The sequence below is a fragment of the Neisseria benedictiae genome, assembly GCF_958267435.1.
Classification (GTDB): domain Bacteria; phylum Pseudomonadota; class Gammaproteobacteria; order Burkholderiales; family Neisseriaceae; genus Neisseria; species Neisseria bergeri.
Genome location: NZ_CATQFV010000058.1, coordinates 1 through 24,738 on the forward strand (window position 1 = coordinate 1; position 24,738 = coordinate 24,738).

27 protein-coding genes and 2 tRNA genes are annotated in these 24,738 nt (G+C 51.1%); 15 read left to right on the forward strand and 14 right to left on the reverse strand.

Translation table 11 applies throughout. The features are described 5' to 3' along the window. The 6 genes from dnaB to Q3O12_RS06520 form a co-directional block, all read left to right on the forward strand. On the forward strand, positions 1–990 hold a 990-nt coding region (gene dnaB, locus Q3O12_RS06495; protein ID WP_301669781.1), incomplete at its 5' end, for a replicative DNA helicase. A gap of 144 nt (positions 991–1,134) precedes the next feature. Beyond that, positions 1,135–1,800: a GspH/FimT family pseudopilin gene (locus tag Q3O12_RS06500; RefSeq protein WP_301669782.1), complete on the forward strand. Its 666-nt coding sequence runs from the start codon at positions 1,135–1,137 to the stop codon at positions 1,798–1,800. Positions 1,801–1,828: 28 nt separating this feature from the next. Further along, positions 1,829–2,440 (forward strand): type IV pilus modification protein PilV, encoded by a 612-nt coding sequence (gene pilV, locus Q3O12_RS06505; RefSeq protein WP_301669783.1) that lies wholly within the window; start codon positions 1,829–1,831, stop codon positions 2,438–2,440. Beyond that, a complete protein-coding gene (locus Q3O12_RS06510) occupies positions 2,437–3,378 on the forward strand; it encodes a PilW family protein (RefSeq protein ID WP_301669784.1) in 942 nt (313 codons plus the stop codon). Before pilV ends, Q3O12_RS06510 begins: the two co-directional genes overlap by 4 nt. Next, positions 3,357–3,953: a pilus assembly PilX family protein gene (locus tag Q3O12_RS06515; protein WP_301669785.1), complete on the forward strand. Its 597-nt coding sequence runs from the start codon at positions 3,357–3,359 to the stop codon at positions 3,951–3,953. Before Q3O12_RS06510 ends, Q3O12_RS06515 begins: the two co-directional genes overlap by 22 nt. A 1-nt stretch (position 3,954) precedes the next feature. Continuing rightward, on the forward strand, positions 3,955–4,428 hold the full coding sequence (locus tag Q3O12_RS06520; protein ID WP_301669875.1) for a PilX family type IV pilin: 474 nt from the start codon (positions 3,955–3,957) through the stop codon (positions 4,426–4,428). A 68-nt stretch (positions 4,429–4,496) separates the two neighbouring features. On the opposite strand, the gene Q3O12_RS06525 is transcribed toward Q3O12_RS06520, so the two are convergent. Both Q3O12_RS06525 and Q3O12_RS06530 read right to left on the reverse strand, forming a co-directional pair. After that, positions 4,497–4,805 carry an AzlD family protein gene (locus Q3O12_RS06525; RefSeq protein WP_301669786.1) on the reverse strand — a complete coding sequence of 103 codons (309 nt, stop codon included), beginning with the start codon at positions 4,803–4,805 and terminating at the stop codon, positions 4,497–4,499. Continuing rightward, positions 4,802–5,512: an AzlC family ABC transporter permease gene (locus tag Q3O12_RS06530; protein WP_301669876.1), complete on the reverse strand. Its 711-nt coding sequence runs from the start codon at positions 5,510–5,512 to the stop codon at positions 4,802–4,804. The genes Q3O12_RS06525 and Q3O12_RS06530 overlap by 4 nt, the downstream gene beginning before the upstream one ends. Positions 5,513–5,653: 141 nt before the next feature. Here Q3O12_RS06530 and dut point away from each other — a divergent pair, with 141 nt between their 5' ends. From dut to Q3O12_RS06555, 5 genes are all read left to right on the forward strand, one after another. Continuing rightward, positions 5,654–6,106: a dUTP diphosphatase gene (dut, locus tag Q3O12_RS06535; RefSeq protein ID WP_301669877.1), complete on the forward strand. Its 453-nt coding sequence runs from the start codon at positions 5,654–5,656 to the stop codon at positions 6,104–6,106. 71 nt (positions 6,107–6,177) lie between these two features. After that, the gene (dapC, locus tag Q3O12_RS06540; RefSeq protein WP_301669787.1) at positions 6,178–7,365 is read left to right on the forward strand and encodes a succinyldiaminopimelate transaminase; all 1,188 of its coding nucleotides are present in this window, start codon (positions 6,178–6,180) and stop codon (positions 7,363–7,365) included. Between the two features lie 157 nt (positions 7,366–7,522). Continuing rightward, positions 7,523–8,302: a peroxide stress protein YaaA gene (yaaA, locus tag Q3O12_RS06545; protein ID WP_301669788.1), complete on the forward strand. Its 780-nt coding sequence runs from the start codon at positions 7,523–7,525 to the stop codon at positions 8,300–8,302. Between the two features lie 82 nt (positions 8,303–8,384). After that, positions 8,385–8,475, forward strand: a tRNA-Ser gene (locus Q3O12_RS06550). A gap of 75 nt (positions 8,476–8,550) precedes the next feature. Further along, positions 8,551–8,640: transfer RNA gene (locus Q3O12_RS06555), tRNA-Ser, on the forward strand. Positions 8,641–9,032: 392 nt separating this feature from the next. Here the strand turns inward: Q3O12_RS06555 and Q3O12_RS06560 are convergent. The 3 genes from Q3O12_RS06560 to Q3O12_RS06570 form a co-directional block, all read right to left on the reverse strand. Beyond that, positions 9,033–9,335: a hypothetical protein gene (locus Q3O12_RS06560; protein ID WP_301669789.1), complete on the reverse strand. Its 303-nt coding sequence runs from the start codon at positions 9,333–9,335 to the stop codon at positions 9,033–9,035. 142 nt (positions 9,336–9,477) lie between these two features. Further along, the gene (locus tag Q3O12_RS06565; RefSeq protein WP_301669790.1) at positions 9,478–11,703 is read right to left on the reverse strand and encodes an NADP-dependent isocitrate dehydrogenase; all 2,226 of its coding nucleotides are present in this window, start codon (positions 11,701–11,703) and stop codon (positions 9,478–9,480) included. Between the two features lie 66 nt (positions 11,704–11,769). Further along, positions 11,770–11,910 (reverse strand): serine/arginine repetitive matrix 2, encoded by a 141-nt coding sequence (locus Q3O12_RS06570; RefSeq protein ID WP_239992882.1) that lies wholly within the window; start codon positions 11,908–11,910, stop codon positions 11,770–11,772. Positions 11,911–12,032: 122 nt separating this feature from the next. Between Q3O12_RS06570 and lst the strand changes: the two genes are divergently transcribed. Further along, on the forward strand, positions 12,033–13,148 hold the full coding sequence (gene lst, locus Q3O12_RS06575; RefSeq protein WP_301669791.1) for an N-acetyllactosaminide alpha-2,3-sialyltransferase: 1,116 nt from the start codon (positions 12,033–12,035) through the stop codon (positions 13,146–13,148). Between the two features lie 163 nt (positions 13,149–13,311). Here the strand turns inward: lst and Q3O12_RS06580 are convergent, their stop codons facing one another. Continuing rightward, a complete protein-coding gene (locus Q3O12_RS06580) occupies positions 13,312–13,770 on the reverse strand; it encodes a c-type cytochrome (protein WP_118792696.1) in 459 nt (152 codons plus the stop codon). A gap of 253 nt (positions 13,771–14,023) precedes the next feature. Here Q3O12_RS06580 and Q3O12_RS06585 point away from each other — a divergent pair, with 253 nt between their 5' ends. Continuing rightward, positions 14,024–14,845 (forward strand): SDR family oxidoreductase, encoded by an 822-nt coding sequence (locus tag Q3O12_RS06585; protein WP_118996939.1) that lies wholly within the window; start codon positions 14,024–14,026, stop codon positions 14,843–14,845. A gap of 50 nt (positions 14,846–14,895) precedes the next feature. Here the strand turns inward: Q3O12_RS06585 and yciA are convergent, their stop codons facing one another. The 3 genes from yciA to Q3O12_RS06600 all read right to left on the reverse strand — a co-directional run bounded on the left by yciA (position 14,896) and on the right by Q3O12_RS06600 (position 16,867). Next, on the reverse strand, positions 14,896–15,342 hold the full coding sequence (yciA, locus tag Q3O12_RS06590) for an acyl-CoA thioester hydrolase YciA (protein WP_002230436.1): 447 nt from the start codon (positions 15,340–15,342) through the stop codon (positions 14,896–14,898). A gap of 609 nt (positions 15,343–15,951) precedes the next feature. Then, positions 15,952–16,089 (reverse strand): hypothetical protein, encoded by a 138-nt coding sequence (locus Q3O12_RS06595; protein ID WP_301669792.1) that lies wholly within the window; start codon positions 16,087–16,089, stop codon positions 15,952–15,954. Between the two features lie 13 nt (positions 16,090–16,102). After that, the gene (locus Q3O12_RS06600) at positions 16,103–16,867 is read right to left on the reverse strand and encodes an opacity family porin (protein WP_301669793.1); all 765 of its coding nucleotides are present in this window, start codon (positions 16,865–16,867) and stop codon (positions 16,103–16,105) included. Positions 16,868–17,804: 937 nt separating this feature from the next. On the opposite strand from Q3O12_RS06600, the gene pip reads away from it, so the two are divergent. After that, positions 17,805–18,737: a prolyl aminopeptidase gene (gene pip, locus Q3O12_RS06605; RefSeq protein WP_301669794.1), complete on the forward strand. Its 933-nt coding sequence runs from the start codon at positions 17,805–17,807 to the stop codon at positions 18,735–18,737. A 57-nt stretch (positions 18,738–18,794) separates the two neighbouring features. On the opposite strand, the gene Q3O12_RS06610 is transcribed toward pip, so the two are convergent. Both Q3O12_RS06610 and dapA read right to left on the reverse strand, forming a co-directional pair. Continuing rightward, positions 18,795–19,991: an NlpB/DapX family lipoprotein gene (locus Q3O12_RS06610; protein WP_301669795.1), complete on the reverse strand. Its 1,197-nt coding sequence runs from the start codon at positions 19,989–19,991 to the stop codon at positions 18,795–18,797. Between the two features lie 8 nt (positions 19,992–19,999). Further along, positions 20,000–20,875, reverse strand: coding sequence for a 4-hydroxy-tetrahydrodipicolinate synthase (gene dapA, locus Q3O12_RS06615; protein ID WP_301669796.1), 876 nt, complete (start codon positions 20,873–20,875; stop codon positions 20,000–20,002). 377 nt (positions 20,876–21,252) lie between these two features. On the opposite strand from dapA, the gene Q3O12_RS06620 reads away from it, so the two are divergent. After that, entirely contained in the window at positions 21,253–22,644 is a 1,392-nt protein-coding gene (locus tag Q3O12_RS06620; RefSeq protein ID WP_301669797.1) for a nucleobase:cation symporter-2 family protein, read from the forward strand. A gap of 61 nt (positions 22,645–22,705) precedes the next feature. Here the strand turns inward: Q3O12_RS06620 and rlmB are convergent, their stop codons facing one another. From rlmB to tadA, 3 genes are all read right to left on the reverse strand, one after another. After that, on the reverse strand, positions 22,706–23,458 hold the full coding sequence (gene rlmB / locus Q3O12_RS06625; RefSeq protein WP_101126171.1) for a 23S rRNA (guanosine(2251)-2'-O)-methyltransferase RlmB: 753 nt from the start codon (positions 23,456–23,458) through the stop codon (positions 22,706–22,708). Positions 23,459–23,523: 65 nt separating this feature from the next. After that, complete coding sequence (locus Q3O12_RS06630) at positions 23,524–24,012, reverse strand: DUF456 domain-containing protein (RefSeq protein ID WP_301669798.1); 489 nt, start codon at positions 24,010–24,012, stop codon at positions 23,524–23,526. Positions 24,013–24,016: 4 nt separating this feature from the next. After that, positions 24,017–24,736, reverse strand: coding sequence for a tRNA adenosine(34) deaminase TadA (tadA, locus tag Q3O12_RS06635; RefSeq protein WP_219297353.1), 720 nt, complete (start codon positions 24,734–24,736; stop codon positions 24,017–24,019). Positions 24,737–24,738: the final 2 nt, after the last annotated feature.

Consider the following 24,738-nt stretch of genomic DNA (forward strand, 5'->3'; position numbering starts at 1 on the left):
CCGCAAGGCAGGGACGCGGGGCAGCTTTTGGATGAGGCGGAAAACAAAGTATTCCAAATTGCAGAAAGCACGGCCAAATCCAAGCAGGGTTTTTTGGAGATGCCCGATTTGCTGAAAGAAGTCGTACAGCGCATCGATATGCTCTACTCGCGCGACAATCCCGATGAAGTTACCGGCGTGCCGACAGGGTTCATCGACCTCGATAAAAAAACATCCGGCCTTCAGCCCGGCGACCTGATTATCGTCGCCGGCCGCCCGTCTATGGGTAAAACCGCCTTTTCCATCAATATTGCCGAGTATGTCGCCATTGAAAAACATTTGCCCGTCGCAGTTTTCTCGATGGAAATGGGCGGGGCGCAATTGGTCATGCGTATGCTCGGTTCCGTCGGACGCTTGGATCAGAGCGTCCTGAAAACAGGCAGGTTGGAAGACGAACACTGGGGCCGTTTGAACGAAGCGGTCGTCAAACTTTCCGACGCGCCTATGTTTATCGACGAAACCCCGAATCTGACCGCCCTCGAGCTGCGCGCCCGCGCACGCCGCCTCGCCCGCCGGTTTGACGGCAGATTAGGCTTGATCGTCATCGACTACCTGCAACTGATGGCGGGTTCGGGGCGTTCGGACAATCGCGCTTCCGAGCTGGGCGAAATTTCCCGTTCCCTCAAAGCCCTGGCAAAAGAGTTGCAAGTCCCCATCATTGCCCTGTCGCAACTGAGCCGCACTGTCGAACAGCGCACCGACAAACGCCCTATGATGTCCGACTTGAGGGAGTCGGGCGCAATCGAGCAGGATGCCGACCTGATTATGTTTATGTACCGCGACGAATACTATAACCAAGAATCGGAGATGAAGGGTTTTGCGGAATGCATCATCGGCAAACACCGCAACGGCCCGGTCGGAAAAGTCATCTTGACGTGGATGGGACAGTTTACCAAATTCGGAAATGCCGCCTATATCCCGGAATCGGCGGCGGAAGGCCGAACGGCATAATAAAATAAAAAATTATTAGGCAAAAATGGGCAAAATCGTTTAGAATCGCCCATGCGGTTTTCCTAAAAATAAAAGCGGCCCGGATGCTTTCCATCCTGCCCGCAGATAATTGAAAAATACATTACAGTTAACGTCCTATTGCTTATGTGTACACGAAAACAACAAGGTTTCACGCTAATAGAGCTGCTCATCGTGATGGTCATCGCAGCCATTATGGCGATGATAGCCCTCCCCAGTATGAGCCGGTGGATTGCATCCCGCCGCATCGCCAGTCACGCGGAGCAGGTTGCCAACCTTTTGCGTTTCTCTAGGGGCGAAGCCGTCCGGCTCAATCTCCCTGTCTATATCTGTCCTGTTCAAGTTAAAAAAGACGGTACGGTCAACAACCAATGCGACTTCAGTAAGAAGGGGCAGGGAATGTTGGCTTTCGGCGACAAAAACGGCAATAAGGCATATGACGGCGATACTGCGGATGTTTTCCTCCGCAGCGTGGTGTTGAATGATGCCGCTGACAGCCGGATTAATTATGCCTTCAACCATATCGCTTTCGGTTCGTCTCAACCGACTGCCGACCGTGTTATTTGGACTTTCAACCAAAACGGGGCATTCGGTTATACGGAAGACCAGAATCTCACGTCTACTTCCAGCTTTGTTTACTCTGACGGTTATATCCAAATCGTGTTGACAGATGCGAAGGCGGTTTCTGCCGATGAAAAGAAATTCCGTTCGGCAGTGGTTTTGATTGACGGCAGCGGCAGGGTTGAGGTTTGTCCTAGAAACGATACGCGCGCCGTATGCCAACATCAATGACTGTTTTAGTCGGTTTGGGAAATAAAAAATGAAGAATAATGATTGCTTCCGCCTGAAAAATCCCCAGTCCGGTATGGCGCTGATAGAAGTTTTGGTTGCTATGCTCGTTCTGACCATCGGTATTTTGGCATTGCTGTCCGTGCAGTTGCGGACGGTCGCTTCCGTCAGGGAAGCAGAAACGCAAACCATCGTCAGCCAAATCACGCAAAACCTGATGGAAGGGATGTTGATGAATCCGACCATTGATTCGGACAGCAACAAGAAAAACTATAATCTTTACACAGGGTCGTACACCCCTTCTTCCTCCGACGGCGATTTCACGCTTAATAATTTGAAAACCAAGAAGGATTTGGCAAAAGCCCAGTTGGACAGGTTCGGTTATGAATTGAAAAATGCCTTGCCGGATGCGGCAGCTATTCATTACGCCGTCTGCAAAGATTCGTCGGGTAATGCGCCGACATTGTCCGACAGCGGTGTTTTTTCTTCAAATTGCGACAATAAGGTAAATGGGGATACTTTGATTAAAGTGTTGTGGGTAAATGATTCGGCAGGGGATTCGGATATTGCACATACGAATCTTGAAGCGAACGGCGACAATATCGTATATACCTATCAGGCAAGGGTCGGAGGTCGGGAATGAAACGTAAAATGCTAAACGTACCAAAAGGCAGTTATGATGGTATGAAGGGTTTTACCATTGTTGAATTCCTGGTTGCGGGTCTGCTCAGTATGATTGTCCTGATGGCGGTCGGTTCGAGCTACTTCACATCCAGGAAATTAAATGATGCGGCAAACGAGCGTCTTTCCGCGCAACAGGATTTGCGGAATGCGGCAACATTGATTGTCCGCGACGCAAGAATGGCGGGAGGCTTCGGTTGTTTCAATATGTCCGAGCATCTTGCAACTGATGTTGTTTCCGATATGGCGCAACAAAACCCCCTTTTTTCCTTAAAAAAGAACGGTATAGATAAACTTATCCCTGTGGCGGAATCTGCAAATATCGGCTATCCGGGTTTTACCCAGTCCGGTAAGGCATTGATTTTCCAATACGGTATCGACGATGCTAATGCAAACGCCGCGACTACCGTCGTCAGCAGTTGTGCCGCAATATCAAAACCGGGCAAGCAAATCTCTACATTAGAAAATGTAAAAAAAGAATTGAAAATTTCGGATATGGATAACAGGCAAAATGGCAATATTGCGCGCCAAAGGCATGAGGTCAATGCCTATGCGGTCGGCAAGATTTCTGATGAGGAGGGGCTGTTCCGCTTCCAATTGAATGATAGCGGCGGGTGGGGTAATCCCCAGTTGCTCGTGAAAAAGATTACTCATATGAATGTGCGGTATGTCTATGTTTCCGACTGCCCTGAAGATGAAGATGCCGGCAAAGAGGAGAAATTCAAATATACGGATAAATTCGACAGCTCCAAAGGTGCTGTTACGCCCGCCGGGGTGGAGGTTTTATTGAATAGCGGTACCGATGCCAAGATTGCCGCTTCTTCAGACAATAATATTTATGCTTACCGTATCGATGCGACAATACGCGGGGGAAATGTATGCGCAAACAGAACGCTTTGACGGGAATCCCGACTTCTGACGGACAGAGGGGGTTCGCACTGTTTATCGTGCTGATGGTTATGATAGTAGTGGCCTTTTTGGTTGTGACTGCCGCGCAGTCTTACAATACCGAGCAGCGGATCAGTGCCAACGAATCAGACAGGAAATTGGCTTTGTCTTTAGCCGAGGCGGCTTTGCGGGACGGCGAATTTCAGGTTTTGGATTTGGAATATACTACGGACAGTAAGGTTACATTTAGCGAAAACTGTGAAAACGGCCTGTGTACCGCAGTTAATGTGCGGACAAATAATGATAATGAAGAGGCTTTTGACAATATCGTGGTGCAAGGCAAGCCTACCGTTGAAGCGGTGAAGCGTTTTTGTCCTGCAAATTCTACCAACCTGTGCATTGACAATAAAGGGATGGTATATGGGAAAGGCACAGGAAGCGTCAGCAAAATGCCGCGCTATATTATCGAATATTTGGGTGTGAAGAACGGTCAGAATATTTACAGGGTTACTGCCAAGGCTTGGGGTAAGAATGCCAATACCGTGGTCGTCCTTCAATCTTATGTAAGCAATAATGATGAGCAATAAAATGGAACAAAAAGGGTTTACATTGGTTGAGGTGATGATAGTTGTCGCGATACTCGGCATCATCAGCGTCATTGCCATACCTTCTTATCAAAGTTATATTGAAAAAGGCTATCAGTCCCAGCTTTATACGGAGATGGTCAGTATCAACAATGCCTTCAAGCAGATTATTTTGAAGAATCCCGGGGAAAGTAATCAGAAACTTGATACGGAACTGAAAAAGTTTGCACCGGCCTATAAGATGAATCCGAAAATTGCCGAAAAATATAGTGTTTCGGGGGAGTTTGTCGATGCGGCAAAATCAAGGGCATACAGGTTGGTCGGCGTTCCGAAGGCAGGTACGGGTTATACCTTGTCGGTATGGGTAAACAGCGTGGGCGACGGATACAAATGCCGCGATGCCGCTTCTGCCCGGGCTTATTTGGAAACCTTGTCCGCAGATGCCGGTTGTGAGGCTTTCTCTAACCGTAAAAAATAGGGCTGTTTTGCCGATGCTGTCTGAAAATCAATTTTCAGACGGCATTTTTATGGGTATTTTGAAATGAGTCATGCCATCAACCATCCCAAGATGCCTGACGAGCCGACCCCTATCAATACGGTAAGGAGCATAGAAAAGCGGCAGGCCGCAAAGGCGGTTAACGCGATGGCAATAAGTTCGTGCGGCTTGTCGGATACGAAATAGGGGGCAATGACGGAAATCAGGACGCAGCCCGGCGCGGCTTCCATAACGGTTTGGACACGGCGGCTTAGGGTTCGGTTACGCAGTGCGAAAAATCCTATCAGACGTGTAGAGTAGGTTACGGCAAGCATAGAGGCAAACAACAGGAATGATTGGAGCGACAATAAACTTTTCATTTTTGTTCTCCCCGGAGATAAGCCGACAACAGACCGGACAGTGCGCCGGCGGGAACATACCACGCGCCTTCAACGGTCAGATAAACTGCTGCTGCAACAATCAGGCTGACAAACCATGGCCTTGATGAGGTAAAACTTTTCCACATTCCCCTCAATAAAACCAGAAATACGGCAGGAAACGCCATGCCGAATCCCCAAGCGGCCACATTGCCGAACATAGGTCCTACTGCCGCGCCGAATGTGGCAAAGCCCATCCAAGTAGTGTAGAGGATAAAGCATACGCCCATATAAAAAGGCATATTGAATGCGGGCAAACCGGCTGCTTTCCGTTTTTGGATTTCGGAGAATGCTATCGCCCAGCTCTCATCACACATAAAAAACAGTGCGGGCACAGCTTTTTTCAGCGGTATTTCTTTCATGTGCGGGGCAAGTGCCGCCCCCATCAGGATATGTCGCGAATTAATCATAAAGGTTATGGTGGCGATAAGCAGTATCGGCAGAGGTTTCGCCCACAGGTTGACCGTGGCAAATTCGGAGCCGCCGGCGAAGTTCATCCCCGTCATCAACAACATTTCCAGCCAGCTCATGCCTTTTTGTCCGCCCTGCATACCGAGTATCAATGCCCAAGGCAAAAGCCCAATCAGCATGGGCGAACTTTCTTTGATGCCGCGTATAAATTCGTTATGCGGGGAAGGTGTGTGCATAATGTTCGTCTTCATAACCGGAAGGGCGGGAATTATACACTGGCAACGGATTTCAAAACAAAACCGATTTGCCGTGTTTCAGCGTAAACACGGCTTGTGTATAATCTCCAATCTTTGAAACCGGCCGTATGCAGGAGCAAGATGATGAATATTGAAGTAGAAATGAAAGTATTGGACGAACGGATGGCGGATTTTATCCCTGCCTATGCAACGGAGGGTTCTGCAGGTTTGGATTTGCGCGCCTGTTTGGATGAGGAAGTCGTTTTGCAGCCGGGTGAAACGTTTCTTGTACCGACAGGTTTGGCAATTTATTTGGCTGATCCTTCATATGCCGCTGTTTTGCTGCCCCGTTCCGGATTGGGGCATAAACACGGCATTGTTTTGGGCAATTTGGTCGGCTTGATTGACTCTGATTATCAAGGGGAATTGAAGGTGTCGTTATGGAACAGAAGCAGCGAGCCGTTTACTGTCAAACCGTTCGAGCGTATCGCGCAGATGGTTATCGTTCCGGTCGTACAGGCGGGCTTCAAACGTGTCGAGGAGTTTGTCGGAAGCAGCCGGGGTGAGGGCGGCTTCGGCAGTACGGGTTCTCACTAAAAATATAGAATGCCGTCTGAAGGACGGTTCAGACGGCATATCTTCCGATATATCGACAACCGGAGAAAATCATGAATACCTTACTCAACCAACTCAAACCATATCCCTTTGCCCGACTGCGTGAAGCGATGCAGGGCATTTCCGCTCCCGAAGGTCTGGAAGCCGTCCCCCTTCATATCGGCGAACCGAAACACCCGACACCGAAAGTCATTACTGATGCGCTGACCGCCTCATTGCACGAGTTGGAAAAATATCCGCTGACGGCCGGTTTGCCTGAATTACGTCAGGCGTGTGCGAACTGGTTAAAACGCCGTTATGACGGCTTGACGGTCAATCCGGATAATGAAATTCTGCCGGTTTTAGGCAGTAGGGAGGCGTTGTTTTCTTTTGCTCAAACCGTGTTGAACCCTGTTTCAGACGGCATCAAACCCGCAATTGTCAGCCCGAATCCCTTTTATCAGATTTACGAAGGTGCGACACTTTTGGGCGGCGGTGAAATCCATTTTGCCAATTGCCCCGCACCGTCTTTCAACCCCGATTGGCGCAGTATTTCTGAAGAGGTTTGGAAACGTACCAAACTGGTGTTCGTCTGCTCGCCCAACAACCCCAGCGGCAGCGTGCTGGATTTGGACGGATGGAAAGAAGTTTTTGATTTGCAAGACAAATATGGTTTTATTATTGCCTCGGACGAATGCTATTCCGAAATCTATTTCGACGGCAACAAGCCTTTGGGCTGCCTGCAAGCCGCTGCACAGTTGGGTCGAAGCAGGCAAAAACTGCTTATGTTCACCAGTTTGTCCAAGCGGTCCAATGTTCCGGGCCTGCGTTCCGGTTTTGTCGCCGGTGATGCCGAACTGCTTAAAAACTTTCTGCTTTACAGAACCTATCACGGCAGTGCAATGAGCATTCCCGTGCAGCGCGCAAGCATTGCCGCTTGGGATGACGAACAACACGTTATCGACAACCGCCGCCTGTATCAGGAAAAATTTGAGCGCGTTATTCCCATTTTGCAACAGGTATTTGATGTTAAATTACCGGATGCCTCGTTTTACATCTGGTTGAAAGTCCCCGATGGCGACGATTTGGTATTTGCACGCAATTTATGGCAAAAAGCCGCTATCCAAGTATTGCCCGGACGTTTTTTGGCACGGGATACCGAACAGGGCAATCCCGGGGAAGGTTATGTGCGTATTGCTTTGGTTGCCGATGTCGCAACTTGTGTCAAAGCTGCGGAAACCATTGTTTCCCTATATCGGTAAAGAATCGGAAATGCCGTCTGAACTTTTGTTCAGACGGCATTTTTCAATATTTTACGGTTGAATTTGCTATAACGGTATTTACTTCACTTTTAATCGGCTTGCCCGCAAACACGTTTAAACTTAAAATCCCCGTGTTTGACACAATACCGAGCAGATTATGTTTTTTGTCCTTTCCCCTGCGAAAAACCTTAACGAAAAAGACCCTGCCCCTGTCAGCGAGTTTACCCAACCCGACCTGCTGGCAGAGTCCGAAATTCTAATGCAGCAGCTGCGCGAGCTTGCGCCGCAACAGATTGCCGAACTGATGCACGTTTCCGACAAAATTGCCCTCTTAAACGCGCAGCGCAATGCAGAATGGCACACGCCGTTTACGCCGGAAAACGCCAAACAGGCGGTCTTTATGTTTAACGGCGATGTTTACGAAGGTATGGATGCAAACACATTGGATACCAATCAAATACAATACCTGCAAAACCATGTCCGCCTGCTGTCCGGCTTGTACGGTCTTATGCGTCCACTGGATCTGATGCAGCCCTACCGCTTGGAAATGGGAACGCCCTTCGCCAATTTGCGCGGCAAGAATTTGTATGAGTTTTGGGGCGACATCATCACCAACCTTTTAAATGACACGCTTGCCCAAGCAGGCAGCAATACGCTTATCAATCTTGCCTCACAGGAATATTTCAAGTCCGTCAACACGAAAAAACTTCAGGCGCGGCTGATTACCCCGATATTTAAAGACGAAAAAAACGGCAAATATAAAATTATCAGTTTCTATGCTAAGCGCGCGCGCGGATTAATGGTGCGCTATGCGGCAGAACACAATATTACCGATCCTGAAATGCTGAAAAATTTTAATTACGAAGGCTACGCATTCAATGACGCGGCTTCCAATGAAAGCGAATGGGTGTTTATGCGTTCGGAACAAATAAAGTGAAAACAATAAATTAAGTATTTTCCGAAAAAAGTGCTTGGCAAAATGTATAAACTTCATTATTATTCCTACTCTTCAAGAAGACGGAAGCGTGGCAGAGCGGTTTAATGCAACGGTCTTGAAAACCGTCGAGGGTTGATAGCCCTCCGTGAGTTCGAATCTCACCGCTTCCGCCATTTCTTGAGAGTAGAACCAAATAAGAATGCAATAGTAGCAAATATTGTGTTTTTATTTGGTTTTACTGCATTATCGGAAACGTGGCAGAGAGGCTGAATGCAGCGGACTCGAAATCCGCTGAGGGTGCAAATCCTCCGTGGGTTCGAATCCCACCGTTTCCGCCAGAAAACATAACCGCCCTGATTCAGGGCGGTTCTTTTTTGTTCAAGTTGTGTCAATTACCATATAAAAATCATCGGTTTGCCCTATCAAAACGCGTCAAAGTAAATCATTTGCAATCTTGCGGCATCTTCTTATCGCATTTTTTTTTATGGTAATGTATATGGTAATTTTTAGAGCATTGAGGAATGACTATAATGGCTACAGCCTCCCTCCGCTTGCTGCTAATAGGTTAGCCAGAGAATCTGGGTACAACCTGAGGACGAGCTACAGCCTCCCTCCGCTTGCTGCTAATAGGTTAGGGGTGCGAGGCTGAGAGTATAAACCGGTACGTTTTGAGGTGAAGATGCCGTCTGAAATCATTGTTTCAGACGGCATTGCTATTGCTGATGCGGCTTTATTCGCAATTCAGATTGCGGGTTTTTTCTGCAAACGAATCCATAGCGATTTGGCACATTTGCTTACGCTGTCCCAAATCGGCGGCAGGCAGGGCTTGGAATAGGAATTTGGTGTTGTTGCGTGCGAAATCTGCTTTGTTTCCGGCTTTGTTGTAACAGGTTTCGGCGCGTTTGAAATATTGTTGGCAAATCGGCGGCAGCTCGTCCATAGTCAGGGGTTTGCTCTTATGCATACCGTGTGCGGATGCGGGAAGGGCGGTTGCCAAAAGGATGCCGGTCAGGATGGTTGGAACAGCTTTCATATTATTGTCTTTCCGTAGGGTAAAAACTAAAGATTATATGATTTATATCCAATGGGTGCGGCGTTTAATCATAATCAGGCAGATAGGGATAACTAATGCCGTCTGAACGACGAATGTTCAGACGGCATTTTTGCCTTTGTGCTTATAAGGCGTTTAGTGCCTGATTAAAGGTTGCGCTCGGACGCATCGCTTGCGCGGCTTTTTCAGGATTGGCGGCGTAGTAGCCGCCGATGTCGGCCGCTTTGCCTTGTACGGCAGAGAGTTCTTCAACGATTTTGGCTTCGTCGGCAGTCAAAGCGGCTGCCAATGGGGCAAATGCGGCTTTCAGTTCGGCATCTTTGTCTTGTGCTGCCAATTCTTGTGCCCAGTAGAGGGTAAGGTAGAAATGGCTGCCGCGGTTGTCGAGTTCGCCCGCTTTGCGTTTGGGCGATTTGTCGTTCAACAGCAGTTTTTCGGTGGCTGCATCCAAAGTGTCGGCGAGGACTTGGGCTTTGGCGTTTCCGGTTTTTTGCGCCAGATGTTCAAACGATACGGCAAGCGCGAGAAATTCGCCTAGAGAATCCCAACGCAGGTGGTTTTCTTCGAGGAATTGTTGGACGTGTTTTGGTGCAGAACCGCCCGCACCGGTTTCAAACATACCGCCGCCGTTCATCAATGGAACGATAGACAGCATTTTCGCGCTTGTGCCGAGTTCCAAAATTGGGAACAAGTCGGTCAGGTAGTCGCGCAGGACGTTACCGGTTACGGAGATAGTATCTTCACCGTTTTTCAGACGGCCCAAGCTGAATTTAGCGGCTTCTTCAGGAGCGAGGATGCGGATGTCGAGGCCATTGGTATCCAGTTCGGCAAGGTAGGCTTTAACCTTGGCGAGCAGGCTCTTGTCGTGCGGACGGTTTTCGTCGAGCCAGAACACGGCAGGCGTGTTGCTCAGACGGGCGCGGTTGACGGCAAGTTGCACCCAGTCTTTGACCGGAGCGTCTTTGGTTTGGCACATACGCCAAATGTCGCCTGCTCCAACGTCGTGCTGCATCAGGACTTTTCCTGCCGCATCAATGACTTGGACTTGACCGTCGGCTTCGATTTCAAAGGTTTTGTTGTGTGAGCCGTATTCTTCCGCCGCTTGCGCCATCAGACCGACGTTGGGCACAGTACCCATTGTTGTCGGATCGAATGCGCCGTGTTCGCGGCAGAAGTCGATGGTTGCTTGGTAAACACCGGCATAGCTGCTGTCCGGAATGACGGCTTTGGTGTCTTGCGCTTTGCCGTCTTTGTCCCACATACGGCCGGAATTACGAATCATCGCGGGCATAGAAGCATCAACGATGACATCGCTGGGAACGTGCAGGTTGGTAATGCCTTTGTCGGAATCGACCATCGCCAAATCGGGGTTGGCGGCGTAAACGGCGGTAATTTCCGCTTCGACGGCGGCGCGGGTGTCCGCATCCAGTTTGTCCAGATTGGCAAGCAGGTTGCCGAAGCCGTTGTTGACGTTGATGCCGGCGGCAGCCAGTTTGCCGCCGAATTTTTCAAATACAGGTGCGAAGAATACTTTGACGGCGTGTCCGAAGATAATCGGGTCGGACACTTTCATCATGGTGGCTTTCATGTGCAGCGAGAACAAAACGCCTTTTGCTTTCGCGTCTTTCACTTGTTCGGCAAGGAAGGCGAGCAGGGCTTTTTTGCTCATCACGGTTGCGTCGATGATTTCGCCGGCTTTCAGGGCAACAGGCTCGCGCAGCTCTTTTTTGTTGCCTTGTTTATCGGTGAACACGATGGATACGGAAGTCGCATCGGGTACGGTAACGGATTGTTCGTTATGGAAAAAGTCGCCGCTTTGCATGGTGGCAACGTGGGTTTTGGAGTCTTTTGTCCATGCGCCCATGCTGTGCGGATTTTTTTTGGCAAAGTTTTTCACTGCTTTAGGCGCGCGACGGTCGGAGTTGCCTTCGCGCAGGACAGGGTTGACCGCGCTGCCTTTGATGCGGTCGTAACGTTCGCGCACGGCTTTTTCTTCGTCGGTTTGAGGGTCGGCAGGATAATCGGGGATGGCAAAGCCTTTTGCCTGCAATTCTTTAATCGCGGCGGTTAGTTGAGGTACGGACGCGCTGATGTTCGGCAGTTTGATTACGTTTGCATCGGGCTGTTTTACCAGTTCGCCCAACTCGGCAAGCGCGTCGGGTACGCGCTGTGCTTCGGTCAGATATTCGGGGAATGCCGCCAAAATACGGCCGGAGAGAGAGATGTCGCTGGTTTTGACTTCGATACCGGCGTGGCGGGTAAACGCCTGCACAATCGGTAGCAGCGATTGGGTCGCCAGCGCGGGGGCTTCGTCGGTATGGGTATAAACAATGGTGGATTTTTGAGTCATAGGATTATTCTCTTGTAGGTTGGTTTTTTCTTTTGAAACACATTGCGCGGGGAATGTGCGCGGCTATTATGGCATATTTTGGCGGCTTTGTTCGCGCTTTGTTCGATCTTGGCGTGTTTGCACGCGGCGGCGGGAAAAGAAGGGGGAAATGACTTTCCCGCTTTTGGCGGCGGTAACGGCGGCGTTGTGCCTGATGTGCGGCGGCACATTTTCGGTGAAATTGATTTTAATATTCGGTAACTTTCTGAATATCTGCTAAAATTCCGCATTTTTCCGCCCCGGGGCACTCGGGGCGTATGTTTAATTTGTCGGAATGGAGTTTTAGGGATATGGGCTTGAAAAAGGCTTGTTTGACCGTGTTGTGCCTGATTGTTTTTTGTTTCGGGATATTTTATACATTTGACCGGGTAAATCAGGGGGAAAGGAACGCGGTTTCCCTGCTGAAGGACAAACTCTTCAATGAAGAGGGGGAACCGGTCAATCTGATTTTCTGCTATACCATATTGCAGATGAAGGTGGCAGAAAGGATTATGGCGCAGCATCCGGGGGAGCGGTTTTATGTGGTGCTGATGTCTGAAAACAGGAATGAAAAATACGATTATTATTTCAATCAGATAAAGGATAAGGCGGAGCGGGCGTATTTTTTCTACCTGCCCTACGGTTTGAACAAATCGTTTGATTTCATTCCTACGATGGCGGAGCTGAAGGTGAAGTCGATGCTGCTGCCGAAGGTCAAGCGGATTTATTTGGCAAGTTTGGAAAAAATCAGCATCGCCGCCTTTTTGAGCACTTATCCGGATGCGGAAATCAAAACCTTTGACGACGGGACAGGCAATTTAATTCAAAGCAGCAGCTATTTGGGCGATGAGTTTTCTGTAAACGGGACGATCAAGCGGAATTTTGCCCGAATGATGGTCGGGGATTGGAGCATCGCCAAAACCCGCAATGCTTCCGACGAGCATTACACGATATTCAAGGGTTTGAAAAACATTATGGACGACGGCTGCCGCAAGATGACTTACCTGCCGCTGTTTGATGCGTCCGAACTGAAGGCGGGGGATGAAACGGGCGGCACGGTGCGGATACTTTTGGGTTCGCCCGACAAAGAGATGAAAGAAATTTCGGAAAAGGCGGCAAAAGATTTCAACATACAATATGTCGCGCCGCATCCCCGCCAAACCTACGGGCTTTCCGGCCTAACCGCGTTAAATTCGCCCTATGTCATCGAAGACTATATTTTGCGCGAAATTAAGAAAAACCCGCATACGAGGTATGAAATTTATACCTTTTTCAGCGGCGCGGCGTTGACGATGAAGGATTTTCCCAATGTGCACGTTTACGCATTGAAACCGGCTTCCCTTCCGGAAGATTATTGGCTCAAGCCCGTTTATGCCCTGTTTACCCAATCCGGCATCCCAATTTTGACATTTGACGATAAAGATTAATCGCATAGCAAATCAAAATAGAAGATGGCGGAGTAAGTAAGGCAAAAATCAGGATATGGCGTATTTTTTGAATTGACGATCATTTCCGATTGCTTTGCGTGTGCTGAAATGGCAGAGAAAATGCCGTTTGAAGGCTTCAGACGGCATTGTTTTGTTTCGGATGTTATTCGGGCGCGCGGAAGCTGTCGTGGCAGGATTTGCAGCTTGCGCCGGTTTCGCCGTAGGCGGCTTTGATTTCGTCCAGTTTGCCGGTTTGGGCGGCGGCGTTGAGTTTTTCGACGGCGGCGGCGAATTTTGTTTTTTCGGCTTCAAATTTTGCACCATCCGACCAAACGGCGGGCAGGGCGCGGCCGTTGCCATTGGGGTCGGACTCAAAAAGCGTAAACGGTTTTTTGCTGCTGTCGGCAAACGCCGCTGCCGCCTGTTTGAATTTTTCGACATCGTAAGGCTCTTCGCCTTTGACCATTTTGCCCATACGCGAGAAGTCGGGCATCATAGATTTGAACGCGGCGGTGCGGTTTTCGGAAATTTCGCCTTTGGGCTGTGCGGGCGCGCCGCCGTTTCCGCAGGCGGAAAGGAATAGGGCGAGGGCGGTTGCGGCAAGGCGGGTTTGAATGTTCATCGTGTTTCCTTTTCGGTTGAAACCCCGCCCTTTAGGGCGGTAGAATCAGATTTTATTTGGGAAGGGTGCAATCCCTTCCGAATCAGGACGGCACATAGGGCGACGCTTTATGTGTCGTCCTGTGTGTTGAAACATATTGAATGTGTCCTGTCGTGGTGGTATGGTTGTTGTCATTTTCAGCCGGCGCGATGCCGTCTGAAAGGCGTTATGATACCTGAAACAGGTTTGGGAAACGAGAAAGAAAGGAAAAACAATGGCTGTTTTAATTACCGGTGCTTCGGCAGGATTCGGCGAAGCGATGTGCCGCGCGTTTGTCGGGGCGGGATACCGCGTTATCGGTGCGGCGCGTCGTGCGGACAGGCTTCAGGCCTTGGCGGATGAATTGGGTGCTTTGTTTTACCCTTTGGAAATGGACGTGTCGCGCCGCGAGTCGGTGGAAAACGCCTTAAACGGCATCCCCGATGAATTTTCCGACATCGACTGCCTCATCAACAATGCCGGGCTGGCTTTGGGTTTGGACACGGCGGACAAGGCGGATTTTGAAGATTGGGAAACAATGATTCAAACCAATGTTTTGGGTTTGACGTTTCTGACGCGCAAAATTTTGCCGCAAATGGTGGCTCGAGGCGGCGGTTATGTGATGAATTTGGGTTCGATTGCAGGCAATTATGCTTATGCCGGCAGCAACGTTTACGGAGCGACCAAGGCGTTTGTGCGCCAGTTTAGCCTGAATTTGCGCACAGAGTTGGCGGATAAGAACATCCGCGTTACCAATATCGAACCGGGTTTGTGCGGCAATACGGAGTTTTCCAATGTGCGCTTCAAAGGCGATGACGAGAGGGCGACGGGCGTGTATGAGGGTGTGGAATTTATCCGCCCCGAAGATATTGCGGAAACCGCATTGTGGCTGTACCGCCGGCCGGCACATATGAATGTGAACACGATTGAAATTATGCCCGTGGCGCAGACTTTTGCAGGAATGAAGGTCATAAAAAAAGCCGTGCCGGAAGTGCGGGAAGACTTTGAAAAACAGAGTATGTCGCTGTTTTCCCGCATCAGGTCTTGGTTCAAATGATGCGGAATGCCGTCTGAAGACAGTTTCAGACGGCATTTTTACGGGTATTTTCACGGAGTAGGCAATAAGCCCGACAATTTGGGGTTGCCTTCTTTCGGAATCGGGCGCGGATTGCCTTCCGCATCGATGGCGACATAAGTGAACACCGCCTCGGTTACGAGGTGGCGGTCTTCGGTAACGCAATCGTTCATCAAAGTTTTCACCCAGACTTCCACTTTAAGCTGGAGCGAGGTGTTGCCCACGCGGACGCAATGCCCGTAGCAGCAGACGACGTTGCCGACCTTGACCGGGCGGATGAAGTTCATTTCCTGAACGGCGACGGTAACGATGCGCCCCCGCGCGATTTCCGCCGCCAATATGCCGCCGCCCAAATCCATCTGCGACATAATCCAGCCGCCGAAAATGTCTTGGTTGGGATTGGTATCGCGCGGCATAGCGACGGTACGCAGGAGCAGTTCGCCTTGAGGGCGTTGGCGGTTGCCTTCTTCGTGCTGCATAAAGTTTCCTTGTTTTATTGAAAGATAAATCGGACCTGCACCCCTGCCCGAAACGGGAAGTCGGGAAGTACGTAGTTTAACCCATTTGAGACATACAAGGGCGGGCGCGGGACAGATTCGCAAGGCGCATTGTAGGGCGGGGCCGTAGCAACTGTATTTTTGCCCGACGGGGTGAAAAATACAGTTGCTATGCAACTGAACCGTCATTCCCACGAAAGTGGGAATCTAGAATCTTGGGGTTTGGGCAACTGTTTTTATCCGATAAGTTTCTGTGCGGACAGGTCTGGATTCCCGTCTGCGCGGGAATGACGAGTTTCAAGATTACGGTGTTGTCGGAACGCAACTGAACCGTCATTCCCACGAAAGTGGGAATCTAGAACACGGGGTTTGAGCAACTGTTTTTATTCGATAAGTTTCTGTGCGGACAGGTCTGGATTCCCGCCTGCGCGGGAATGACGGATTTCAAGATTACGGTGTTGTCGGAACGCAACTGAACCGTCATTCCCACGGAAGTGGGAATCTAGAACGCGGGGTTTGAGCAACTGTTTTTATCCGATAAGTTTCTGTGCGGACAGGTCTAGATTCCCGCCTGCGCGGGAATGACGGGTTTCAAGATTGCGGTGTTGTCGGACGGGTTTCGAGATTACGGTGTTGTCGGGAATGACGGTTCGGGTATTTCACTACGCCCGCCCCGCGCCTGTAAACGGCAAGTGCATCAAAAATGCCGTCTGAAGGTTCAGACGGCATCGGTATCGGGGAATCAGAAGCGGTAGCGCACGCCCAATGAGGCTTCGTGGGTTTTTAAGCGGGTGTTTTCCAAGCGTCCCCAGTAGTGGTAGCGGTATCCGGTGTCCAGGGTCAGGTTGGGCGTGATGTCGATGCCTACGCCTGCCACTGCGCCGAAGCCCACGCGGCGGATGCTGCGGCTTTGGTGGATGGGATCGTGGGCATTGGTCGGTCCGCTCACGATATTGGCGATGGTAACGGTTACTTGGTCTTCTACGGCAATGCTGTGTTTGATTTTGCCTAAACCAACCCGTGCACCAACATAGGGTTTGAAGCGGGTGCCGGTGTCGAAATCGTAGATGGCGGAGATGCCGTAGTTGGATTCGGCTTTGAATGTGCCTTTGTCGGTGTGGTCTATTTCTGTTTTTGTGTCAACAGGTTTACCTTGAGAAGGGGTGATTGTTTTAGAATTTTCTGCGTGAATATGCTTGCCATGTCTCCAGGTATTGTAACGGGCGTAATCGAGGGCGATGCGCCAGTTGCCGAAATCGTAGCCGACGGAAAGGCGGGGGTGGGTGGAATGGGTTTTGACGTTTCGGTAGTCGTCGAAGAGTTTGGCGTTGTCGGCGGGATAATCGTGGGTAATGTGTTCGTAGGCATAGGCTAAATCTGCCTGTACATACGGGCCGCGGCCATTGTCTTCACTTGCCGCCTGCGCTGCGGAAGAGAAGAGAAGAGAAGAGAAGAGAAGAGAAGAGAAGAGAAGAGAAGAGAAGAGTTTTTTGGGGGCTGGATTCATTTTCGGCTCCGTATTCGGTTAACTGATTAAAAAAGAACGATTTTCACTGGTGTCTCAAGAGCGGATTGTATCGGGTTTGGGGTAATGTTTCAATAAGGAACAATAAGAAAGCCGCCATTATGGTTTAATCCTGCGCGTTGGATTTGAGTGCAGGGTTTGAAACAAGCCCTGCTTCGCCGCCTTGAAGGGCGGGGTTTAATTGTTAGGAAATAATGGCGAAGCGGCTTGTTTCTGTCCGACATTGTATGGGTTTTCTTTTCAATGATATATTTCCGCCTGTTTATGCAATATTTTCCGATTGATGGTTTTTATAGTGGATTAACAAAAACCAGTACAGCGTTGCCTCGCCTTAGCTCAAAGAGAACGATTCTCTAAGGTGCTGAAGCACCAAGTGAATCGGTTCCGTACTATTTGTACTGTCTGCGGCTTCGTAGCCTTGTCCTGATTTTTGTTAATTCACTATGTAGTTGGTTAAAATAAAACTAAGCCAAGGAAGCACTGCCGTCATTCCCGCGCAGGCGGGAATCCAGACCTTAGAACAACAGCAATATTCAAAGATTATCTGAAAGTCCGAGATTCTAGATTCCCGCCTGCGCGGGAATGACGAAAAGTGGCGGGAATGACGGTTCGGGCATTCCTTAAATCACCCGTGTATCGCTGTAAATCTTAGAGATGGCGGAATATAGCGGATTAACAAAAACCGGTACAGCGTTGCCTCGCCTTAGCTCAAAGAGAACGATTCTCTAAGGTGCTCAAGCACCAAGTGAATCGGTTCCGTACTATCTGTACTGTCTGCGGCTTCGTCGCCTTGTCCTGATTTTTGTTAATCCACTATATCGCGATTTTTCGGAATTTGCCTTTCGGGGCGGCTTGTGTTTCGTGCGTGATGTTGCGTGTGGGAATGTTCGGATTGTCAGAGGCAATATGGGAGAAGATGATGTATGAGATAAAACAGCCTTTTCATAGCGGATACTTGCAGGTGTCTGAAATTCATCAAATTTATTGGGAAGAGTCGGGCAATCCCGACGGTGTGCCGGTCATTTTCCTGCACGGCGGACCGGGCGCGGGGGCTTCGCCTGAATGTCGGGGTTTTTTCAATCCCGATGTGTTCCGCATCGTCATCATTGACCAGCGCGGTTGCGGACGTTCGCGCCCGTATGCTTGTGCGGAAGACAATACGACTTGGGATTTGGTGGCGGATATTGAAAAAGTCCGTGAAATGCTGGGTATCGGGAAATGGCTGGTGTTCGGCGGTTCGTGGGGCAGCACTTTGTCGCTGGCTTATGCCCAAACCCATCCGGAAAGGGTAAAGGGATTGGTATTGCGCGGGATATTTTTGTGCAGGCCGTCTGAAACGGCGTGGCTGAACGAGGCGGGCGGTGTGAGCCAGATTTATCCGGAACAATGGCAAAAATTTGTCGCGCCGATTGCTGAAAATCGGCGGAACCGGCTGATTGAGGCGTATCACGGATTGCTGTTTCATCAAGATGAAGAAGTGTGCCTGTCTGCCGCGAAGGCTTGGGCGGATTGGGAAAGCTATCTGATCCGTTTCGAGCCGGAGGAAGTGGATGAAGATGCTTATGCCTCACTGGCAATCGCGCGTTTGGAAAACCATTATTTTGTCAACGGCGGCTGGTTGCAGGGCGATAAGGCGATTTTGAACAATATCGGCAAAATACGGCATATCCCGACCATTATCGTGCAGGGGCGGTATGATTTGTGTACGCCGATGCAGAGTGCGTGGGAGCTGTCGAAAGCCTTTCCCGAAGCGGAGTTGAGGGTGGTTCAGGCAGGGCATTGTGCGTTCGATCCGCCTTTGGCGGATGCGTTGGTTCAGGCGGTTGAGGATATTTTGCCCCGTTTGTTGTAAAAAGTTCCGCATAAAAAAAGCAGCTTCTGTTTGGAAGCTGCTTTTGTTTTGAACGGTTTAACGCAGTTCGGAATGGAGTTTGCCCAACAGTGCGGATGCGTCTTTGCCGGCATATGCGCTGCCGTCTTTGTTGAGCAGGACGATGCGCGAGCCGTCGGCAACGGGTTCTGCATAGACAATCAGCTCGGGCTGTTCGGCAGGTTTCTCCGCTTTGCCTTTGCCCAGCAGGCGTTTGAACAGGCCGGGTTTTTGTTCGGTAACTGCATTGCTTTCGTTCGGGGCTTTTTGAACCAGGAAGGCGTGGCGTTCGGTGTTTTGACCGACGACGGTCAGCCCGATGCGGTCGAGGGCGAGCGCGGTGCGCCGCCAGTTTCTGCCGTAGTCGCCAAAGACAATCAGGCTTTTGCCTTCGATACGCGCCATTTCGTTGACGGCGGGAAGGGTCGGTTTTTTTGCCAATGCGTTTTCCGCCTGCTGTCCGTCAACGCCCAAATATTGCATAAAGCGCGTCAGGAAAGCGGCCTCAAGGTTGGGGTCGGAAGCGGAAGGCTGCCACATGGTCGTGTCTTTGTTTTTGTCGCCATACACTTCTTTCATGGCTTTGTGGGCGAAGAAGATGTCGGAAACGCCGTTTTTGCCCTGTTCGATACGGACGATGAATTTGTCGCGCTCACCGGTGGAGTAGATGCCACCCAAACCGACTTTGTCGAAGAGGCGGCGCAAGCTGTCTTGGGGGATTTTGGCACGGTTTTCCGCCCACTCGGTTTCCATTTGTCCGATGGTGGGTTCTTCGGATTTGATGTCGAAGCCGTTTTCCTGCCAAAAGGCTTTCAGGAGCGGCCATATTTCCGCCGGTGATTTGCCGTCGACAACGAGCCAGCGTTGGCTGCCGTCGCGCTCGAGGCGGACACCTTTGACGCTTTTCAATACTTCGGCATCGGCAGGCTGTTGGACGGCGGGTGTGCGGCGTTTTTCCAAATCGCTGGCGCGGACGGCTCCCGAACCGGCAGGCAGGCGGTAGAGGTTGCCTTGGTCGGGGTTGTTTAAGTCGGGGGGAACTTCGAGTTTCACCGAACGGTTCGACTGGCTTTGATAGTCAAGTTTGGGCTGTTCGGTCGTGCTGCCGGTGCAGGCAGTCAGTCCGATGAGGAGTAGTGCGGAGATTACAGGTTTGATATGGGTCATCGTGTCATCCTGTGTGATGGATATTAAAGTGTTTGTTGCGTTATGCCGTCTGAACGCTTCAGACGGCATGGCTATATTTAAAGTTGTCCTGAGGCTTTCAGGGCGGCGCGGACTTTTGCTTGTCCGTTTTCCGTCAGCGGAACGAGCGGCAAACGGACGTGCGGTTCGCATCTGCCCAGGGCGGATACCGCCCATTTCGGTGCGGCGGGACTGGGTTCGCAGAACATGGTGTCATAAATTGGAATCAGCCGGTCGTTGAGTTCGCGTGCGAGGGCAATGTCGCCTTGAAGCGCGGCACGGCACATATCGGCAAAGAGCTTGGGTGCGGCGTTGGCGGCTACGGTAATAACGCCGTGTCCGCCGCACAGCATGAACGGCAGGGCGGTATGGTCGTCGCCGGAAAGGACGGCGAAGCCTTCGGGGGCGCGGTTGATGAGTTCGATGTTGCTGCCGACGTTGCCGCTGGCTTCTTTCACGCCGACGATGTTGGGGATTTCGGCAAGGCGCAGGATGGTGTCGTTAGTCATGCTGACGACGGTACGGCCGGGCACGTTGTAGATAATCATCGGAATCGAAGTGGCTTCGGCGATGGTTTTGAAATGTTGGTAAATGCCTTCTTGGGAGGGCTTGTTGTAATAGGGGACGACGGAGAGAGTGAAGTCTGCACCGGCTTTTTCGGCGGCTTGCGAAAGTGCGATGGCTTCAAGGGTGTTGTTGGCGCCGGTACCTGCGATGACGGGAACGCGCTTGTTGACGTGTTTGACCGTTTCTTCGATTACGCTTAAATGTTCTTCGACGGAGAGGGTGGCGGATTCGCCTGTCGTGCCGACGGCGACGATGCCGTCGGTACCGCTTTCGATATGCCAGTCGATCAAATCGCGGAGTTGTTCGTAATGGATGCTGCCGTCTTGATTCATCGGGGTAATCAGGGCAACCAAGCTACCTTGTAACATACGGAAACCTTTTATTCATTGAGTGAGGTCGATTATGCTTCGGATTGTAGCTTACTTTGTTGTTTGTGTGAAACATATCGGCCGCACGGTTGGTTCTAAGGCTTAAGTTCTATCATATCTTAATAAATAATATTTTTTATAATCATGAAATTATTGGGTTTAAGCGGTGGATGCGCGGTTGAGGATTAAAATGTGTTAAGCGCATGAAGGCTCTCTGAAAATGAAGGACTGTCCGGTGCGGAAATTCAAAGAAATTTGAATTCGGACAACCGGTGGTGTTTTTGCACATGAGGATTTGAATTGATAAGGAATCTTTGATTCGTTACAATTTCGTTCTTAAAATTTTTTAACGTTTGACAACGGATAGAAAGACTCCAATGGCTAAAACAATGAAAAAACAGGCGGATTCGCCTGATTTGGTGTACGGTTTGGAAGACAGGCCGCCGTTCGGTAATGCGCTCTTGAGCGCGGTTACCCATCTTTTGGCGATTTTTGTGCCGATGATTACGCCCGCGCTGATTGTGGGCGGCGCGCTGGAACTGCCGGTGGAAATGACGGCGTATCTCGTGTCGATGGCGATGGTTGCATCGGGTGTCGGCACTTATTTGCAGGTCAACCGCTTCGGGCCGGTCGGTTCGGGGATGCTGTCCATCCAGTCGGTGAATTTCTCGTTCGTTACCGTCATGATTGCGCTCGGCGCGGGGATGAAAGAGGGCGGTTTGACTAAGGATGCGATGATTTCGACGCTCTTGGGCGTATCGTTTGTCGGCGCGTTTTTGGTGTGTTTCTCGGCGTGGCTTCTGCCGTATTTGAAAAAAGTGATTACGCCGACGGTTAGCGGCGTGGTGGTGATGCTGATCGGTTTGAGTTTGGTACACGTCGGCATTACCGATTTCGGTGGCGGCTTCGGCGCGAAGGCGGACGGCACGTTCGGCTCGATGGAAAACTTGGGGCTGGCTTCGCTGGTGTTGCTGATTGTGTTGATATTCAACTGCATGAAAAATCCGCTGCTGCGGATGAGCGGCATCGCGGTCGGTCTGATTGTCGGCTACATTGTCGCGCTGTTTTTGGGTAAGGTGGATTTTTCCGCACTGCAAAACCTGCCGCTGGTTACGCTGCCCGTACCGTTTAAATACGGTTTTGCTTTCGACTGGCACGCGTTTGTTGTGGCGGGCGCGATTTTCCTGTTGAGCGTGTTTGAGGCGGTCGGCGATTTGACCGCAACGGCAATGGTGTCCGATCAGCCGATTGAAGGCGAGGAATACACCAAACGCTTGCGCGGCGGCGTGTTGGCTGACGGCTTGGTGTCGGTGATTGCGACGGCTTTGGGTTCGCTGCCGCTGACGACGTTTGCACAAAACAACGGCGTGATTCAGATGACCGGCGTGGCTTCGCGTCATGTGGGCAAATATATTGCCGTGATTTTGGTGTTGTTGGGTCTGTTCCCCGTTGTCGGACGCGCGTTTACGACGATTCCGAGTCCGGTGTTGGGCGGCGCGATGGTTTTGATGTTCGGCTTGATTGCGATTGCGGGCGTGCGGATTTTGGTCAGCCACGGCATCCGCAGGCGCGAGGCGGTGATTGCGGCAACGTCGGTCGGTTTGGGCTTGGGTGTCGCGTTTGAACCGGAAGTGTTTAAAAACCTGCCCGTCTTGTTCCAAAACTCTATTTCCGCCGGCGGCATTACGGCAGTCTTGCTGAATTTGGTCTTGCCCGAAGATAAAACCGAGGCGGCGGTCAAGTTTGATACCGACCACTTGGAACACTGATTTTGAAAATGAATGCCGTCTGAAACGGAATCCCTGTTTCAGACGGCATTGTTTTTGAGGCTTACGCTTTTTCGTTTTTTAATACGCGCTGCCGGCGGGTTTCACTTAATACCATTCCGGCAGACACGGAGACGTTCATGCTTTCGACTGTGCCGAACATCGGTATGGACACCAGCATGTCGCAATGTTCGCGCGTGAGGCGGCGCATACCGTCGCCTTCGTTGCCCATTACCCATGCCGCGCTGTCGGGCAGATTGCAATGGTAAAGGTCGGCGTCGCCGCCCATGTCGGTACCGATAATCCAAATGCCGTATTCTTTCAGCTCGCGCAGGGTGCGGGCGAGGTTGGTTACAGTGATGTAGGGGACGGTTTCCGCGGCGCCGCAGGCAACTTTGCTGACGGTGGCGTTCAGCCCCGCGCTTTTGTCTTTCGGTGCGATGACGGCGTGTACGCCCATTGCGTCGGCGGTACGCAGGCATGCGCCGAGGTTGTGCGGATCGGTGATGCCGTCGAGTATCAGCAACAGCGGCGGTTCGCTGAGGTTTTCCAATACGTCTTCGAGGTGGACGTGGTTTTTGGAGGCATCGATAAATCCGACTACGCCCTGATGGCGCGCTCCTTTGCTGATGGCGTTGAGGCGGTCGGCATCGGCAAAATATACGCGGATGTTTTCGTTTGCCGCCTTTTCCAACACTTCGCGCGTGCGTGCGTCTGATTTGCCTTCTTGAATGTAGAGTTCGACGATGGATTTGGGGTTTTGCCACAATCGGGCATTGACGGCGTGAAAGCCGTAGATGGGTCTTTGGTTTGCCATGATGGTGCTTTGTCGGAAATTTCAGACGGCATTATAGCAATTTATCCTGATGCCGTCTGAAGGGGTTAAAACAGGTAGGCGATGTATTTCACCAACAGGATAAACAAGATGGATACGGCGCAGCCGATTTTGAAGGCCGTGCCGACGACAAGCCCCAATAGCGTACCCAAGCCCGCTTTACCTGCCTGAAGCATATTGCGCCGATCGATCAGTTCGCCTGCAGCCGCGCCGATAAAGGGACCGAGTATTAGTCCGGGAAGGGAGAAAAATATGCCGATGATGCTGCCGACCAATGCGCCGCGAACGGCGAGCCTGCCCGCTCCGGTATATTTTGTCCCCCATATGCCTGCCACATAGTCCGCCAGTATGCCGGCAAGGCTGATGAGTCCGACCGACCACAAAACACCTGCGCCGTAGATTTGGTAGCCGCCGGCGTAGGCGAGCAGCCAGGTTCCAGCAAACATCAATGCTAATCCGGGCAGGGCGGGGTAAACGATGCCCGCCGTACCGACGGCTATCAGGGCGAGGGCGAGGATGACGAGCAAGGCGGTCATAGGTTCAACCGTTTCTTTTGTTTTGGAAAAAACGGCTTAATACGGCGCGGCATTCTTCTTGCAGGATTCCGCCCCGTATGGCGGTGTGCGTATTGAGGCGTTTGTCGGCAAACAGGTTGACGATGCTGCCTGCTGCGCCAGTTTTGGGTTCTACCGCACCGTAGATCACGCGCTTGATTCGTGCCTGTATCAGTGCGGACGCGCACATGGCGCAGGGTTCGAGGGTGATATATATGTCGCATCCGTCAAGGCGGTAGTTTTGCATTTCGCTGCCTGCCTGTGCTAAGGCGTTGATTTCGGCGTGTCGGCTGACATTGCAGTCGGCAATGCAGGTGTTGTGTGCCGATGCGATGATTTTGCCGTCTGAAACGATGACTGCCCCGACGGGTATTTCGCCGTTGGCGGCGGATTGTTTTGCTTGGCGCAGTGCTTCGCGCATGAAGTGTTCCATTTCTTCCTGCGGCGGAAAGGCGGCGACGGGCGGATGGTTTTTCAACTCGGCAAGCAGGCGGGTTTTATCGTGTTGCGCCATTTCTTGCGGCGGCGTGCCGTCCAGCAGCGACTGAAGCTGCCACAGCGTACTTTTCGTGAGGGTCAAACCTGATGCCTTCAATAACAAGAAGGTTTGAACCGCGCCGGTTTGACGCAGGTCGGCAAGCGTGCGTATGCCCAGATGGTGAAGGGCTGCAAGGGTTTTTGGGGCGAGAGGCGGTGTGGTCAGCATGG